Source organism: Streptomyces sp. NPDC059247 (genome assembly GCF_042754005.1).
Classification (GTDB): domain Bacteria; phylum Actinomycetota; class Actinomycetes; order Streptomycetales; family Streptomycetaceae; genus Streptomyces.
Map to the genome: position 1 here is coordinate 138,644 of NZ_JBHYZW010000014.1, position 15,181 is coordinate 153,824.

Below are 15,181 nucleotides of genomic sequence, written 5' to 3' on the forward strand. Positions count from 1 at the left end.
GGGCGGAATGTCGGGGCAACCCACCACGAGAAGGGGGGCGGGATCAGCCCAGGCGCTCGACGAGCGCGTGGTACTGGTCCCACAGTTCCTTCGGCGTGTGGTCGCCGAAGGTGCCGAGGTGGCCGGGGACGAGGGCGGCTTCCTCGCGCCACACGTCACGGTCGACCTTGAGGAGGAACTCCAGGTCGTCGGCCGGGAGGTCCAGGCCGTCGGTGTCGAGGGAGTCCGTGGTCGGCAGGACGCCGATGGGGGTCTCGACGCCCTCGGCGGTGCCGTCGAGGCGCTCGACGATCCACTTCAGGACGCGGCTGTTCTCGCCGAAGCCGGGCCATACGAACTTGCCCGCGTCGTTCTTGCGGAACCAGTTCACGTAGTAGATCTTCGGGAGCTTCGCCTGGTCGGCGTCGGCGCCCACCTTGACCCAGTGGGCCATGTAGTCGCCCATGTTGTAGCCGCAGAAGGGCAGCATGGCGAAGGGGTCGCGGCGCAGCTCGCCGACCTTGCCCTCGGCGGCGGCGGTCTTCTCGGAGGCGACGTTCGCGCCGAGGAAGACGCCGTGGTTCCAGTCGAAGGACTCGGTGACCAGCGGGACGGCGGAGGCGCGGCGTCCGCCGAAGAGGATCGCGGAGATCGGGACGCCCTTGGGGTCCTCCCACTCGGGGGCGATCGTCGGGCACTGTCCGGCCGGGACGGTGAAGCGGGCGTTGGGGTGGGCGGCGGGCGTCCCGGACGCGGGCGTCCAGTCCTGGCCCTTCCAGTCCGTGAGGTGCGCGGGCGCGGTCTCGGTCATGCCCTCCCACCAGACGTCGCCGTCGTCGGTGAGGGCGACGTTGGTGAAGACGGAGTTGCCCCAGAGGGTCTTCATGGCGTTGGCGTTGGTGTGCTCGCCGGTGCCGGGGGCGACGCCGAAGAATCCGGCCTCGGGGTTGATGGCGTGGAGGCGGCCGTCCTCGCCGAAGCGCATCCAGGCGATGTCGTCGCCGATGGTCTCCACGGTCCAGCCGGGGACGGTGGGCTCCAGCATGGCCAGGTTGGTCTTGCCGCAGGCGGAGGGGAAGGCGGCGGCGACGTACTTGGGCTCGCCCTGCGGCGGGGTGAGCTTGAGGATGAGCATGTGCTCGGCGAGCCAGCCCTCGTCGCGGGCCATGACGGAGGCGATGCGGAGCGCGTAGCACTTCTTGCCGAGCAGGGCGTTGCCGCCGTAGCCGGAGCCGTACGACCAGATCTCGCGGGTCTCGGGGAAGTGCGAGATGTACTTGGTGGTGTTGCAGGGCCACGGCACGTCCTGCTGGCCCTCCGCGAGCGGGGCGCCGAGGGTGTGGACGGCCTTGACGAAGAAGCCGTCGGTGCCCAGCTCGTCGAGGACGGGCTGGCCCATGCGGGTCATGGTGCGCATGGAGACGGCGACGTACGCGGAGTCGGTGATCTCGACGCCGATGGCGGAGAGCGGGGAGCCGACGGGGCCCATGCAGAAGGGCACGACGTACATGGTGCGACCGCGCATGGAGCCGTGGAAGACGCCCTGCTCGCCGGTGAAGATCTCCTTCATCTCGGCCGGGGCCTTCCAGTGGTTGGTCGGGCCCGCGTCCTCCTCCTTCTCGGAGCAGATGAAGGTCCGGTCCTCGACGCGCGCGACGTCGGACGGGTCGGAGGCGGCGTAGTACGAGTTCGGTCGCAGGGCCGGGTCGAGCTTCTTGAACGTGCCCTTGGCCACGAGCTCCCCGCACAGGCGCTCGTACTCGGCCTCGGAGCCGTCGCACCAGACGATGGCGTCCGGCTGGGTGATCCCGGCGATCTCGTCCACCCAGGAGACGAGCTCCTGGTGCTGGGTCGGAAGGTGAAGGGGAGCCGCGTTGTCGCGCGCCACGATTGCTCCTTGTTGAGGGGTTTTTTGTTGTGTGCCCCGTGGGGGCCGCGACCCGGACGCTTCGTAGCTGCTCATCCGGTGCCGACCGCACTCATTTGATCATCCGCTCGATACGCCCATATGTCCAGGGGTCCGCCCATGTGAGCATCGCCACTCATATCCGGGACCTACGGAACCGTAGGTACGATTCCTTTCCATGACAGCAGCCCTCCCGGAAGTGCCCCCGATCGAGCGCCCCCCGTCGCTTCCGACGAAGCCCCGGCTCAGGGGATGGCTGCACGCGGGCATGTTCCCCGCCGTGATCGTCGCGGGCCTGGTCCTCGTCGCCCTCGCCGACTCTCCCCGCGCCCGCGTCGCCTGCGGGATCTACGTCCTCAGCGCCTGCCTGCTCTTCGGCATCAGCGGGCTCTACCACCGGGGGAACTGGGGTCCGCGCGGCGAGGCCGTCCTCCGGCGCCTCGACCACGCCAACATCTTCCTGATCATCGCGGGCACCTACACCCCGCTCACCCTGCTGCTCCTGCCGGACTCCACGGCGAAGCCGCTCATGTGGGCGGTCTGGGCAGCCGCCGCGGCGGGCATCGCCTTCCGGGTCTTCTGGGTCGGCGCGCCCCGCTGGCTCTACACGCCCTGCTACATCGCGATGGGCTGGGCCGCCGTCTTCTTCCTGCCCGACTTCCTGCGCACGGGCGGCATCGCCGTCCTCGTCCTGGTCGTCGTCGGCGGACTGCTCTACAGCGCGGGCGGTGTGATCTACGGCATCAAGCGCCCGAACCCGTCACCGCGCTGGTTCGGCTTCCACGAGGTCTTCCACTCGCTGACCCTGGCCGCGTTCATCGTGCACTACGTCGGCATCTCCCTGGTCGCCTACCAGCACTCCTGACCGGCCCACCGGCCGGTCCACCAGGAACCGGCCGGGCCGCCAGGACCCGCCGCCGGGGCCCTCAGGGTCCGGCCGGGGAGCCCAGCGCCCTCCGCAGCACCCGGGCCGACGCCGGATTGCCCGCGCACCCCCACACCCCGTGCGGGCAGTAGTCCGTGAACGTCTGGTAGACGGGCCGGTGCGCCGCGAACCAGTCGAGCATCCCCCGTACGTACGCCGGGTTGTCGCCGTTCCGGAAGAGCCCCCACTCCGGGTACGAGACCGGCTTGCCGTGCGCCGCCGCGAAGGCCACGTGGTGCGCGAGCCCGTACTCCTCGGTCACCTGCCCCTCGAAGGAGAGCCCCGAGGGCTGGTCGTAGGCGTCCATCCCGATCACGTCGACGACGTCGTCCCCGGGGTAGCAGCGCGGCCACTCGACGGCGTCCCGCCCCCGGCTCGGCGTGAAGTCGAAGCGGAAGCGCTCCCCCGGCACCGCCCGCAGCACCCCCACCACCCGCCGCCAGTACGCCTTCCAGACCTCGGGGTCCGGGCCGCAGCGATGGCTGTACGTCGTCCCGTTCATCTCCCAGCCCAGGACCAGGACCGCGTCCCCGAGCCGGTGCGCCACGAGCCGCTCCCCCAGGGTCCGGAAGTGCCGGTCGAAGGCGCCCGCCGCGCCGTCCCGCAGCCCCGCCCGCACCTCGTGGTCCGGCAGCCCCTCCTCGTTGCGGTCGAGCAGCGGCACGTTGAGCACGAAGAGCCGTCCGGGGCGGGCCTCCTTCCAGCGCGCCCACGGCCCGAAGAGCGCCGGATGCCCCTCGATGTTGGACCAGCGGTCCCCCGGCAGATAGGTGTGCCCGACGGTCAGGGCGTCCCCGCCGAGCCATGCCTGCGCCCCCGCGATCCGGCGCACCCCCGCCGCGTCCGAACCGGTGAAGAACCCCGAGGGCACCCCGGGGAGCCGTCCCGGCCCGGACACGTCGGCGCCCCCGGTGCGCCGGTCGCCGGGCGCGAGCCGGTCGTACGGGAGCAGGAGCACGAGGAGGGCCGCGAGCAGCACGGTCAGTGCGGCCCGCGGCCCGGGGGAGGGACGGTTCACGTCAGCCGGTCCAGAAGTCCCACCAGCGGGTCAGGATCAGCATCCCGATGATCCCGAGGTGCAGGACGGGCGGGGCGAACGCGAAGTCGCCGAAGAAGGTCCGCAGTCCCGCCGGGGCGGGGATCACGCCGTGCCGCACGTTGTGCGCGGTGACGTACCAGAACATGACGAGGGTCGCGGTCCAGGCCAGGCAGCACCACAGGCAGAGCGCGTTGATCTCGTACAGCGACTGGTACATCAGCCAGGTGCAGAAGCCGGTGCCGAAGAGCGTGCCCGCGTTGAGGCCGAGCCAGTACCAGCGGCGGTAGCGGGCCCCGGCGAGGAGCCCCGCGCCGACGGCGACGACGACCGCGTACGTGACGAGCCCCAGCATCGGGTTGGGGAAGCCGAAGACGGCCGCCTGCTCGCTCTTCATGACGCTGCCGCAGGAGACGACCGGGTTCAGGCTGCACCCGGGCTGGAAGCCGGAGTCCTCCAGGAGGTGGAACTTGTCGATGGTGATCACCCAGGCGGCCAGCAGGCCCGCCGCCCCGGTGACCATCAGCACCCAGGCGAGGGCCCGGCCCGCGCCGAGCGCCCCGGGGGCCTCCCGCCCGGACGTCTCCTCCTGCCGCTGTCCCGGCACCCCGCCCCGTACGTTCACCGTCGCCATGGCGCGACCCCCTTCCCGCTCGCTCAGCCCTGGAGGCGACGGACCGGCATGAGGACGTGGGCGCAGTCCGCGAGCGTCTCCTCGTCGGCGACGAAGGACCGCAGCAGCTCCTCCTCGACCGGCCGCCCCGGTACGGCCTCGGGCCAGGGCCGCACCGAGCACAGGAGGTAGACCTTCCCGGACTCGCGGGCCGCCGTCTGCCACTCGTCGGGCACCGGGCACTGGACCTTCAGGAACGGCAGGCTGAGGACGGCGGAGCCGCCCTCGACGAGCAGGGAGGCGTTGATCCCGGCGTCCTTGTCGAGGTCGAAGAGCCGGTCGCCCACGGAGAGGCCCATGGTCTCCAGGGCCGCCCGCAGCGCCTGCTGACCGGCCTCCGGTCCGTCCCGGCCGTCGCCGAGCGAGTACGCCATCAGGAACGGCGTCCCGGCCGATTCGGCGGTGGGCTCGCTGGCCCACGGAATCACCGTGAGAGTTCCCAGCGGGGAGGCGCTGCGCGTCGAGGAAACGACGTTGGAAGTGGTCATGAATCGGGATGCTAGTGCTCCAACCACCCTTTCCCCGCGCCACTTTCACCCGAACGGCCGACATTCACACCGCTGGCATTTCCGGCGCAACGAACCCGGGGTTTCATCGTTGTGCCCTGAGGCCCCTCCCTTCCCCGGAGCGGGAAGGGCCCAGCCGACCCCGAGGAGATCACTCATGATCGTCCCGCGCCGCGTCGCACTGCGGTCCCTCTTCACGATCGCCGTCACCGCCTTCACGGGGGGCGCGCTCGGCCGGGTCGCGGACCGTCCGCCATCGGGGGGACCCGTGGCGGAACCAGGCGATCCCCATGCCTTCGACGAGATGTACCGGGGCCGCCGCATCATCGGTCTGTCCGGTGCCGGGGGCGCCCCTGCCGCCTTCGTCGACGGCCGGCCGCTCCAGCTGATGCGCTGTGCCGACGGCGGTTACATCACCCCGATCGACCACTACGAGTCCTGGCCGACGCCGCTGGCGGCCACCCGCGCGGCCGTGGACGAGCTGGGGACCGCCCGGCTCTCCCCGCTGGCGGGCGCCCACGGCGTCCACACCGCCCCGACGGGAGGAAGCCCGCGTGGTGTACACGCGTAAGAACCAGCGCGATCTGACGGCCGCCGAGCGGCGCGCGTTCGTCGCCGCCGTCCTGGAGCTCAAGAGGACCGGGGGGTACGACGAATTCGTCCGCACCCACATCGACCACTACACGTCCGACGGCGAGGGGCGGCTCAGGACCGCCCACATGGCGCCGAGCTTCCTGCCCTGGCACCGCAGGTTCCTGCTGGACTTCGAGACGGCCCTGCGCCGGATCGACTCCCGGGTCGCCGTCCCGTACTGGGACTGGACCCAGGACGACTCCCCGGCGTCGTCGCTGTGGGCCGAGGACTTCCTGGGCGGCAACGGGCGGCGCGCCGACCTCCAGGTGATGACCGGGCCGTTCGCGCACTCCTCGGGGCGCTGGGACATCACCGCGTCGATGACCGAGGACCACTTCCTGACCCGGGACTTCGGCCGCCCGCGCGACCCGATCGCGCTGCCGACCTCGGCGGAGCTGGACGAGGTGATGCGGGAGCGGGCGTACGACGTGGCGCCCTGGAACTCGACGAGCGCCTCGGGCTTCCGCAACCGGCTGGAGGGCTGGGCGGGGGGCCGGGGCAACGAACGGTTCCGGGTCCACAACCGGGTGCACCGCTGGATCGGCGGGATGATGCTGAGCGGCGGCTCGGTGAACGACCCGGTGTTCTGGCTGCACCACTCCTTCGTGGACCTGGTGTGGTCGCGGTGGCAGCAGCGCAACCCGGGGGCCGCCTACCTCCCGGCGGAGCCGCCGCCGCCGGGGGACGCGCAGTACCGGAAGGTCGTGGCGCGGCACGAGGCGATGAAGCCCTGGGGGGTGACCCCGGCGTCGTTGTTCGACCACAGCAGGATCTACCGCTACGCCTGACGGAGCGGCCCCGGACGCGGGTGTCCCCCCGGCCCGTAGGACCGGGGGGACACCTGTGTCACGGGCGATCAGCCGCCGTAGCCGCCGTCACCGTGGCCGCCGTCGGCGTTCACGCAGGTGTTGCCGAAGGCCGGGTTCAGCAGGCCGACGACGTTGATGGTGTTGCCGCAGAGGTTGACCGGGATGTGGACCGGGACCTGCACTGCGTTGCCGGAGAGGACACCGGGCGAGTGAGCGGCGACGGCTCCGGCGCCGGCGTCGGCGACGGCCAGGCCGGCTCCGCTGAGGGCAACGGCACCCGTGCCGGCGAGAACAGCGGCAGCCTTCGCGATGCGAGACATCAAGAACTCCTTGAGCTGGAAAGCGACCGCAGGGATCACGGCCGTCGTTCCCGTTCAACGCCGGTCGGCGGAACGGGTCACGGGCATTGGGCCGAACGGGAGGAAGGAGAACCGAAAAAATGGTCCGCCGTCCGAATCCCGTCGACCGCCGGATACGGCGGGACGGTGCTCGGGCGGCGGACCGCGTCCGGACGACGGGCCGTCCCCACGGCGCGCGAGGGGCCGGGGAGCGGCGGGAGGAATCGTGCCTTCACCCGGCCGGTGACGGCCCGTACGGGGGAACGGGCGGGGGTGGGGTCAGGGTGCGGAGGGCGCCAGGCCGAGCTGCGGTTCGAGGGCGCCGCTGAGCACCGGGGTGAGCAGACCCACCCGGGGCTTCGTCAGCTCGGGCAGTCCGGCGAGCCCGTTGCCGCGCGGGGCCTCCAGGGGGGTGCCGACGACGGCGCCGGGGGTGGCGGCCCGCATCTCGGAGTGCGGGCTGCTGAGCAGGGCGCGGCCGGGCTCGCTGTCCTTGACGAGCTGGGGCAGCGGGGCGTCGACGACGGTCCCCGGCAGGGTGCCGGTGAGCGGCACGCTGGGCAGCGCGAGGTCGGGGAGGGCGCCCAGGCCCTTCTGGAAACCGGTGGGGGCACCGGGCATCGGGACGGGCACGCCGGTCGCGATGGTCGGCGCGGCCATCGGCAGGATCGGCTCCAGACCCTGGAGCGGAACGACCACCGGCGCTTCGACGGCGGCTGCGGGGGAAGCCAGGGCGGCGGAGGCGAAGGCGGTCATGAGGAGCCCCATGCCCGCGTGAGAACGCAGATTCATATGAGGTGAACGAGTCCCTTGGCCGAAACGTGGCGGAACTAACCCGTGTGCAGCAACGCACGGGGCCCTCACCGGTGACGGTGAGGGCCCTGGTTGACGCCGTGCCCGGGGGGGATCGGACACGGCGTCGGCTCGGTGGGGGTCAGTGGCGGCGGCTGACCCGGCCGCTCCGCAGACGGACGACGGTGCCGCCGACGATCAGCGCGGCGCTGATCGCCGCCGCACCCCAGAGCGCGGGGTCGCTTCCGGTGTCGGGGAGGTGCGGCTTCCCGGGCGTGGTCGGAGGAGCCGTCGGCGGGTGCGTGGTCGGCGGGTGCGTGGGGGGATGCGTCGGCGGGTGGGTCGGGGGGTGCGTCGGCGGGTGGGTCGGCGGCTTAGTGGGGGGATGCGTCGGCGGGTGCGTCGGCGGCTTCGTGGGGGGCTTAGTGGGGGGATGCGTCGGCGGGTGCGTGGGGGGATGCGTGGGCGGCTTCGTCGGCGGCTTCGGGGGGTGCGTCGGCGGGTGCGTCGGCGGCTTAGTGGGGGGCTTCGTCGGCGGATGCGTCGGCGGGTGCGTGGGGGGATGCGTCGGCGGCTTGGTGGGCGGCTTCGGCGGCTTCGTCGGCGGATGCGTGGGCGGCTTCGTCGGCGGCTTGGTGGGCGGCTTCGGCGGATGCGTCGGCGGATGCGTGGGCGGGTGCGTGGGCGGGTGCGTGGGGGGCTTCGTCGGTCCACCCGGTTGGTCGCCGTAGCCACCCGGTTCGTCGCCATAGCCACCCGGTTCGTCGCCATAGCCGTCCGGTTCGTCGCCGTAGCCGTCGGAGCCCTCCGCTTGGGCGCAGAGACCGCCGACGGCGGCGGCGACGTACCCGCCGAGGTCCATGCCCTTTCCGCAGACGTCCGCGGGCCGGGGGGCTCGCGCGTGACCGGCGGCGGTCGTACCGTAGCCGTCGTCCCCGTGGTGGGCGTTCGCAGCCAGGGCGAATCCGCCGCTCAGCGACAGGATGCCCGTCGCTGCCGCCGCGGTGAGTACTTTCCTGTTGATGATGGACCGCATACCGCTCTTCCTCTGGGAAAGGGAGAGGCCGACGAGGATCCCCCCTCGCTCCGACCGGCCTGTTCCACGCCGACCTTCGCGTGGGACTGGCCAGAGAGTAGAGGTCCACGCGTCAAGCGTTAAGCGGGCCACACGGCAGCTGATCAGAAAATCATTCGATCAGCCGACCGTGGGTAACGGGGCCGAACGGCTCCGTAAATGCCCGGACGATCCCGGATGCTGAGGAGGCGTCAGCCACCCAGCGGGAGGCCGCCGGGGACCGGCAGGCCACCGAGCAGCGGGGCGCCCTTGGTGGCCTTGTTGAGCTGGTTCGCGGCGTCGGTGACGGTCTTGACCGGGGAACCGTCCGTGGTGCTGCTCAGCGCGTCCGACTTCAGACCGTTCGCGGCGATCGCCTCCAGACCACCGTTCAGGCTGGTCGGGGTCAGCGCCTCCGTGGCCATGGCGGGCGCGGCGGCACCCAGCGCCATCAGCGAACCGGCGACGACCGCGGCTACCTTGGTGGGCTTCATGGGGAGAATCCTTCCTCTGTTCTTTCAAGTCACGTACGGAAAAAGGCCCTTGACCGAATCCCGTGCGCCGTTCTGCTTCTGTAACGAGAGGCGTGCTTCCCGGAAACTCCGGGAGGAAGGATTTCTCGACACTGCACCCGATCGATGCGGACCGGTGCTATTTGCCGACCACACGCGCCCGTACCGGTCGGGCGTACGCCTGACCGGTACGGGAACGGGAACGACCGGCGGGCCGACGGCGGGGGCTCCACCGTCGGTTCGGGCCCGTCCACCAGGGGCTTGACCGGCACCTTGACCGGGAGCCGTGGCAGGTCGACGGGCACCGAGGGCGGCCCCACGGACAGTTCGGGCGCGCCGACCGGGAGCGCCGGGAGCGCGGGCCGTCCGGCGAGGTCCGGGGCGGGCAGGCCACTGCCGAGGACAGTGGCGACGGCCAGGTCGACCAGGGAGGTCGGGGTGGCCGGGAGGCCGGTCTACGGGGTGGCGGGCAGCGGGATCGCGGGCAGCGGGGTCGACGTGGTGACTCTGGCCCGCTCGACGGCGGTCTCGGTCCTGGCCCTGGACGCCTCGGCGTCGGCCGCGGGGAGCCGCCCCGGTCCGGCCCTGAGAGCCGCCTCGACGAGTTCGGTCACGGGAGTGGTCACCGAGCCGAGCTTCCCGGGCGCGTCCGTCCGGTCCGGCAGGACGGCGGCGGTGTCGGGAAGGGGTGCGCGGGCGGCCCGTTCGGCCGCGGAGGACTTAGTGGTGTCCGACGGCGAGGGCGGGGCCCGCCGCGCCGAGGGGACGACGGCGGATATCGCCAGGGCGGTGAGACGGCGCCCGGCCAGGGGTCGCATATGCGTTCCTTTTCCTCACGCGTCGGACGACTTCCCGCTCACCGTGCCTGCGGTGATAGCCCTCCGCGATCGAGAAACTACGGAGCGCCACACCTCCGTTCGGGTGAATCCACCCTCCTGACCTGCCCCTCGAAGGGGCGTACGCCGTTGCACCGGACGGCGCACGACGGTGCCGCCGAACGAGTAGTCAGCCAACTCCGGCAAGGAAAAAGCCGGTGCGCCCACCCGTCGGGTGGGCGCACCGGCTTCGGAAGGACCGATCAGGCGTGCGAGATCAGGCGTTGACGCAGGTGTTGCCGAAGGCGGGGTTCAGCAGACCGATGACGCTGATCGTGTTGCCGCAGAGGTTGACCGGGACGTGCACCGGGATCTGGACGACGTTGCCAGAGGCGACACCGGGGGAGCCCACGGCGGCGGCCTCGGCGCCGGCGTCGGCGGCGGCGGCACCGGCGGCACCGGCGACCGCGGCGACGGCACCCACGGTCAGAACGACGGCCTTGGCGATACGGGACATGGAGAAGTGCTCCTCGATCGGAATTCAACGCGGACTGCTCGGACTGTTCGGCCCGGCTCCCTCAACAACGTTCCCGCTTTTCATCGGTTGCTCTCCCGAACGGGTGACGTTCAACCGATCTTTGGGCCACAAGGGGGCCGTTGGAGGGAGTGGGCGCAGAATGGCGCAACACGCACAACGAGGAACCTGCCTCCTGGATACGGGAGTTAGATTTTCCAGGCATCTAATGCTTACTATCGCCCCGCATCGGGGTTATAACGTTTCAGAACGTTGCTTCCGGGCCCGCCGTGCGTTCACTCATTTCGTGCGGACGACACCTTCCCTTCCCCCTGCCCCCGCGGGTCTTCCCTTCCTTCTCTCATCAAAGCGGAGAACCTGTATGCGGAATTCAGCGCTTCTCGCTGTGCATCACAGGGTGTTGTGCGCCCTGTCGGTTGCGACGCCGTCCGCTTCCCCGAACGACCTGATGAACTCCGGCACCACCGAATTCCACGCAGTCCGGCGCTGACGTGCGGACACCACGAGAAACGGGCCCGGGGTCCGTCACCGTCCTGCACGCGGTCCAGCCCGGCGACGGCGGGGTCGCCCGTGTCGTCGTCGACCTGGTCCGCGCCCAGCTCGCCATCGGTCTGCGGGTCGCCGTCGCCTGCCCGCCCGGCACCGCCCTGTCCACGGCCGTCCGCGCCGAGGGAGCCGACACCCACGACTGGCGGGCGGGCCGGGACCCCGGTCCCGGGCTCGTCCGCGAGACCCGGGAGCTGGCCCGGCTGGTCCGTACGGTCCGGCCCTCCCTCGTCCACGCGCACAGCGCCAAGGCCGGGCTCTGCGCCCGGCTCGCGGTGCGCGGACGCGTCCCGACCGTGTACCAGCCGCACGCCTGGTCCTTCGAGGCGGTCGAGGGGACGACCGCCGCGCTGGCCCGCCGCTGGGAGCGGTTCGGCGCCCGCTGGGCGGACCGCGTCCTCTGCGTGAGCGAGGCCGAGCGGCGTACCGGCGAGGCCGCGGGCATCAGGGCGGACTGGGCCGTCGTCCACAACGGCGTGGACATCGCCCGGTTCGCGTCCGACGGACCGTCCCGCGACCCCGTGCCCACCGTCGTCTGCGTCGGCAGGCTCTGCCGCCAGAAGGGCCAGGACGTGCTCCTGGCCGCCTGGCCCGCCGTCCTCGCCGAGGTGCCGGACGCCCGGCTCGTCCTGGTCGGCGACGGTCCCGACGCCGACCGGCTGCGCGCCGCCGCCGGACCCTCGGTGCGGTTCACCGGAGCCGTCGACGACACCGTCCCCTGGTACCGGGCCGCCGACGTGGTCGTCCTGCCGTCCCGCTGGGAGGGCATGGCCCTGGCCCCCCTGGAGGCGATGGCGGCCGGTCGGCCGGTCGTCGTCAGCGACGTCGACGGGGCCCGCGAGAGCCTGCCGCCCGCCCACCGCACCCCGTGCCTGGTCCCGCCCGAGGACCCGGCCGCGCTCGCCACCGCCCTGGGCCGCCTCCTCGGCCGGCCGGAGCTGCGGCACCGCCTGGGCCGCGAGGCCCACGAACACGTACTCAGCAGATTCGACGTCCGGCGCACCGGCGCGGCCGTCGCGGACGTCTACCGCGAACTGGCCGGGGTGCGGGACGCCGAGCACAGAGAGCCGATTGCGCAGTGACCACGGAAAGCACCAGCGTCCCCTCCTCTCCGGGCCCCTGGCCCACGGCGGGCCAGGCCTTCGGCCTCGCCTCCCTCGCACCGCGCCGCGGCGCCCCCGACCGGCTCGCGCTGCCCGAGCACCGGCGCGCCCGGCCGAGGTCCGGCGCGCCCGTGCTCGCGGCCGTCGACGTGCTCGCCGTGCTCACCGGCGCCACCTTCCTCGGCACCGGGCACCACGACGTCCGGCTGCTGCTGCCGGTCGTGGCGCTCGTCCTGCTCCTCGACGCGCGCGCCGGGCTCCACCGGCCGCCCGCGCACGTCCGGGCCCTCGACGAACTGCCCGCGCTCGCCTCCCGCGCGGGCGTCGTCTGGTGCCTCGCGGCTGCCGGTACCGCCGCCTACTCCCCCGCCCTGGCCATCGGCCCGCTGCGGCTCTGCGCCGCCTACGCCGCCCATGTCGGCGTCGCCGTCCTGGTCCGGGCCCTGCTGCTCTCCCGGCGCCGCCGGACCGCGCGGAACCGTCCCCGGTCGGCGCTCGTCGTCGGCGGGCCGGGGGCCGCGCGCCGGTTCGCCGCCGCCGCCGCCCAGCACCCGGAGTACGGGGTGCGGCCGGTCGGCATCGTGGGTCTGCCCGAGCAGGGCGGCGCGTCCCGCCCGACCGGGGAGTCCGGGCTCCCGGTGCTCACCACGACGGAGGAGATCCACCGGGCCGTCATCCAGAACACCGTGCGCGACGCGGTGTTCCTCGCCGACGACCCGGGGCTCATGACGCTGTTCCAGCACTACGGCTGCGCCACCTGGCGGGCCGACGGGCGGGGGCAGGACGGGCCGATGGGCGCGCATGTGTGGGGGTACGCCTGGCAGCGGGTCGTCCCGCTGGAGGAGCGGCGCGGGCTGACCGCCAAGCGGCTCCTCGACATCGCGCTGGCCGCCCCCGCCATGGCGCTCGCGCTGCCGGTGCTGCTGGTGTGCGCGCTCGCCGTGCGCCTCTCGGACGGTCCCGGGGTGCTGTTCCGGCAGGAGCGGGTGGGCCAGCACGGGCGCCACTTCACGCTGCTGAAGTTCCGTACGCTCCGCCCCTGCGACGACGCCGAGTCGGCGACCCGCTGGAACGTGGCGGGCGACCGGCGGATGAGCGCGGCCGGGAGCTTCCTGCGGAAGAGCTCGCTCGACGAGCTGCCGCAGCTGTGGAACGTGCTGCGCGGCGACATGAGCCTCGTCGGCCCCCGGCCCGAACGCCCCTACTTCGTCGCCCAGTTCAGCAAGATCCACGCCGGTTACGCGGCCCGGCACCGGATGCCGGTGGGGCTGACCGGTCTGGCGCAGGTGCACGGGCTGCGCGGGGACACCTCGATCGAGGACCGCTGCCGCTTCGACAACCACTACATCGACCACTGGTCGCTCTGGCAGGACGTCTGCATCCTGGTGCGGACGGCCGCCGGACTCGTCCGCCCCACGGGGAGCTGACCCATGGCCACGGCCCTGACCGTGCCCGCGGTCACCCCCGACGTCCGCGACTGGGCCCGCAGGGCCGGGGCCCTGTCCCCGGTCCTCGCGGTGATGGCGCTGCTGCTCGTCCCGGGCGGCGGCGGGGCCCAGGGCGGTACGGGCGGGACGGGCACGGTCGCCGACGCGGCCTCCGGACTGCTCGTCCTCGTCTGTCTCGTCCGGGTGCTGCGCGGCGGCGCCCGGCCGCTGACCCGGACCGCCGCCGTCGTCCTCGGTCTGCCGGTCCTCGGGATCTGCCTGGCCGCGATCACCTCGAACGACCCGGCGGCGAGCCTGCCGGGCGTCGCCCGCTACCTCCAGGTCTTCGTCCTCGTCCCGGCGGCCGTGCTCCTGATGATCCGCGACCGGCGGGACTTCGCCGTGGTCGCCTGGGGGCTGGTCGGACTCGCCCTGCTCCAGGGCGCGGTGGGCGTCGTCCAGTACCTGACCGGCACCGGCGCCTCCTACCAGGGCGAGGACGTCCGGGCCGTCGGGACCTTCGGGGCCACCGATGTGATGGGCATGGCGACGGTCGTCTCGTACGGTCTGGTCGTCGTCACCGGGATCGCGCTCGGGTCCCGGGCGGGCCGGGCGCGGACGGCCGCGCTCTGCTGCGCCGTACTGCTGTCCGTACCGCTGGTGCTGTCCTTCAGCCGGGGCGCGTGGATCGCGACCGTCCTCGCCTGCGGGGCGCAGCTGCTGCTGTCGGGGCCCCGGCGGGCGGTCCGGGTGGCGCTCGCCGCCGGGGCGCTCGGGGTGGTCCTGGTCGGCGGTCTCGGCGTCGGTTCGGCGATGGTCCAGGAGCGGGTCACCAGCATCACGCGGGTGGCGGCGGCGCCGGACCAGTCGGTCACCGACCGGTACACGATGTGGGCGGCGGCCGGGCGGATGTGGCGGACGGAGCCGGTCACGGGCATCGGCCTGAAGGGCTTCCCCGCGTACCGCGACTCGAACGCCTCGCTCGCCCTGTCCTCCGGCAGCGACACGGCGGGCGCGGGGGCCGTGTTCCAGCGGCAGCCGCTGCTCTCCCCGCACAACATGTACCTCCTGGTGCTGAGCGAGCAGGGTCTGTTCGGGCTGCTCGCGCTGGCCGGCGGCTGGGTGGCGCTGCTGGTGCGCGGGCTGCGCCGGTGGCGGCTCGGCCCGGACCTCGCCCTGGTCGCCACCGGGCTGCTCGGCTGGCAGCTCGTCGACTTCTTCTACGCGGACATCGGCGGCCCCTCGACGGTCCTGATGTCCGTGGTGCTGGGCCTCGCCGCCTGGTGGGCCCTCGCGGAGGTCCGGCGTGCGTGACCCCCGGTCCGGAGAACCGGACGCCCCCGGCGGGCCGCGCCCCCCGGGCGGCGCGCCCCCCGACGCCCCGCCCACCGGCCCCCGGCCGACCGCGCCTCCGGGACCCACGGACTCCCCGTGTCCCCCGGAGGCCGTCGTGCTGCCGGGGCGGGACGGGAGCGCGGGGACGCGGGAGGCCCCGGGCGAGCGGGAAGAGGCCGCCGCTGTAAGGGGGGACGCCTCCGTCGTACGAGGAGAGGTCCCCGCACGGGAAGACGCCTCCGCCGTACGGGGAGAGG

The 15,181-nt window shown here is 73.0% G+C and carries 15 protein-coding genes; 6 read left to right on the forward strand and 9 right to left on the reverse strand.

Translation table 11 applies throughout. The annotated features are described in order from the left end of the window. Window positions 1-43: 43 nt before the first annotated feature. A complete protein-coding gene (locus ACFXGN_RS23805) occupies window positions 44-1,867 on the reverse strand; it encodes a phosphoenolpyruvate carboxykinase (GTP) (protein WP_384862618.1) in 1,824 nt (607 codons plus the stop codon). A 196-nt stretch (window positions 1,868-2,063) separates the two neighbouring features. Between ACFXGN_RS23805 and ACFXGN_RS23810 the strand changes: the two genes are divergently transcribed. Next, window positions 2,064-2,750 carry a hemolysin III family protein gene (locus ACFXGN_RS23810; protein ID WP_384862621.1) on the forward strand — a complete coding sequence of 229 codons (687 nt, stop codon included), beginning with the start codon at window positions 2,064-2,066 and terminating at the stop codon, window positions 2,748-2,750. 61 nt (window positions 2,751-2,811) lie between these two features. Here ACFXGN_RS23810 and ACFXGN_RS23815 read toward each other — a convergent pair whose 3' ends face one another. From ACFXGN_RS23815 to ACFXGN_RS23825, 3 genes are read right to left on the reverse strand one after another with little or no spacing between them, the layout of a single operon-like run. Next, entirely contained in the window at window positions 2,812-3,828 is a 1,017-nt protein-coding gene (locus ACFXGN_RS23815; protein WP_384862624.1) for a glycoside hydrolase family 26 protein, read from the reverse strand. Window position 3,829: 1 nt separating this feature from the next. After that, a complete protein-coding gene (locus ACFXGN_RS23820; protein ID WP_384862627.1) occupies window positions 3,830-4,480 on the reverse strand; it encodes a vitamin K epoxide reductase family protein in 651 nt (216 codons plus the stop codon). Window positions 4,481-4,503: 23 nt separating this feature from the next. Then, the gene (locus tag ACFXGN_RS23825) at window positions 4,504-5,007 is read right to left on the reverse strand and encodes a DUF5949 family protein (protein WP_384862630.1); all 504 of its coding nucleotides are present in this window, start codon (window positions 5,005-5,007) and stop codon (window positions 4,504-4,506) included. Window positions 5,008-5,182: 175 nt separating this feature from the next. Between ACFXGN_RS23825 and ACFXGN_RS23830 the strand changes: the two genes are divergently transcribed. After that, entirely contained in the window at window positions 5,183-5,596 is a 414-nt protein-coding gene (locus ACFXGN_RS23830) for a tyrosinase family oxidase copper chaperone (RefSeq protein ID WP_384862633.1), read from the forward strand. Next, the gene (locus ACFXGN_RS23835; protein WP_384862636.1) at window positions 5,580-6,446 is read left to right on the forward strand and encodes a tyrosinase family protein; all 867 of its coding nucleotides are present in this window, start codon (window positions 5,580-5,582) and stop codon (window positions 6,444-6,446) included. Before ACFXGN_RS23830 ends, ACFXGN_RS23835 begins: the two co-directional genes overlap by 17 nt. Before the next feature lie 68 nt (window positions 6,447-6,514). Here ACFXGN_RS23835 and ACFXGN_RS23840 read toward each other — a convergent pair whose 3' ends face one another. The 5 genes from ACFXGN_RS23840 to ACFXGN_RS23860 all read right to left on the reverse strand — a co-directional run bounded on the left by ACFXGN_RS23840 (window position 6,515) and on the right by ACFXGN_RS23860 (window position 10,495). Next, entirely contained in the window at window positions 6,515-6,787 is a 273-nt protein-coding gene (locus tag ACFXGN_RS23840) for a chaplin (RefSeq protein WP_384862639.1), read from the reverse strand. 297 nt (window positions 6,788-7,084) lie between these two features. Beyond that, complete coding sequence (locus ACFXGN_RS23845) at window positions 7,085-7,597, reverse strand: hypothetical protein (RefSeq protein ID WP_384862642.1); 513 nt, start codon at window positions 7,595-7,597, stop codon at window positions 7,085-7,087. Between the two features lie 1,266 nt (window positions 7,598-8,863). Then, the gene (locus tag ACFXGN_RS23850; protein WP_384862644.1) at window positions 8,864-9,145 is read right to left on the reverse strand and encodes a hypothetical protein; all 282 of its coding nucleotides are present in this window, start codon (window positions 9,143-9,145) and stop codon (window positions 8,864-8,866) included. A gap of 473 nt (window positions 9,146-9,618) precedes the next feature. Continuing rightward, window positions 9,619-9,981 (reverse strand): hypothetical protein, encoded by a 363-nt coding sequence (locus tag ACFXGN_RS23855; protein ID WP_384862647.1) that lies wholly within the window; start codon window positions 9,979-9,981, stop codon window positions 9,619-9,621. A gap of 274 nt (window positions 9,982-10,255) precedes the next feature. Continuing rightward, window positions 10,256-10,495, reverse strand: coding sequence for a chaplin (locus ACFXGN_RS23860; RefSeq protein ID WP_384862650.1), 240 nt, complete (start codon window positions 10,493-10,495; stop codon window positions 10,256-10,258). Window positions 10,496-11,004: 509 nt separating this feature from the next. On the opposite strand from ACFXGN_RS23860, the gene ACFXGN_RS23865 reads away from it, so the two are divergent. Genes ACFXGN_RS23865 through ACFXGN_RS23875 form a run of 3 tightly spaced genes read left to right on the forward strand, consistent with a single transcriptional unit; the run spans window position 11,005 to window position 14,903 of the window. Next, entirely contained in the window at window positions 11,005-12,141 is a 1,137-nt protein-coding gene (locus tag ACFXGN_RS23865) for a glycosyltransferase family 4 protein (RefSeq protein ID WP_384862653.1), read from the forward strand. Next, window positions 12,138-13,589, forward strand: a complete 1,452-nt coding sequence (locus ACFXGN_RS23870; protein ID WP_384862656.1) for a sugar transferase — start codon at window positions 12,138-12,140, stop codon at window positions 13,587-13,589. Before ACFXGN_RS23865 ends, ACFXGN_RS23870 begins: the two co-directional genes overlap by 4 nt. Before the next feature lie 3 nt (window positions 13,590-13,592). Continuing rightward, window positions 13,593-14,903 (forward strand): O-antigen ligase family protein, encoded by a 1,311-nt coding sequence (locus ACFXGN_RS23875; protein ID WP_384862659.1) that lies wholly within the window; start codon window positions 13,593-13,595, stop codon window positions 14,901-14,903. Window positions 14,904-15,181 lie beyond the last annotated feature (278 nt).

What these genes read in the sequence shown, in the direction of transcription:
- ACFXGN_RS23850 (WP_384862644.1), bottom strand. Translation starts at nt 9,145, where the DNA reads ATGAAGCCCACCAAGGTAGCCGCGGTCGTCGCCGGTTCGCTGATGGCG.
- ACFXGN_RS23820 (WP_384862627.1), bottom strand. Translation starts at nt 4,480, where the DNA reads ATGGCGACGGTGAACGTACGGGGCGGGGTGCCGGGACAGCGGCAGGAG.
- ACFXGN_RS23845 (WP_384862642.1), bottom strand. Translation starts at nt 7,597, where the DNA reads ATGAATCTGCGTTCTCACGCGGGCATGGGGCTCCTCATGACCGCCTTC.
- ACFXGN_RS23810 (WP_384862621.1), top strand. Translation starts at nt 2,064, where the DNA reads ATGACAGCAGCCCTCCCGGAAGTGCCCCCGATCGAGCGCCCCCCGTCG.
- ACFXGN_RS23855 (WP_384862647.1), bottom strand. Translation starts at nt 9,981, where the DNA reads ATGCGACCCCTGGCCGGGCGCCGTCTCACCGCCCTGGCGATATCCGCC.
- ACFXGN_RS23840 (WP_384862639.1), bottom strand. Translation starts at nt 6,787, where the DNA reads ATGTCTCGCATCGCGAAGGCTGCCGCTGTTCTCGCCGGCACGGGTGCC.
- ACFXGN_RS23875 (WP_384862659.1), top strand. Translation starts at nt 13,593, where the DNA reads ATGGCCACGGCCCTGACCGTGCCCGCGGTCACCCCCGACGTCCGCGAC.
- ACFXGN_RS23825 (WP_384862630.1), bottom strand. Translation starts at nt 5,007, where the DNA reads ATGACCACTTCCAACGTCGTTTCCTCGACGCGCAGCGCCTCCCCGCTG.
- ACFXGN_RS23860 (WP_384862650.1), bottom strand. Translation starts at nt 10,495, where the DNA reads ATGTCCCGTATCGCCAAGGCCGTCGTTCTGACCGTGGGTGCCGTCGCC.
- ACFXGN_RS23830 (WP_384862633.1), top strand. Translation starts at nt 5,183, where the DNA reads ATGATCGTCCCGCGCCGCGTCGCACTGCGGTCCCTCTTCACGATCGCC.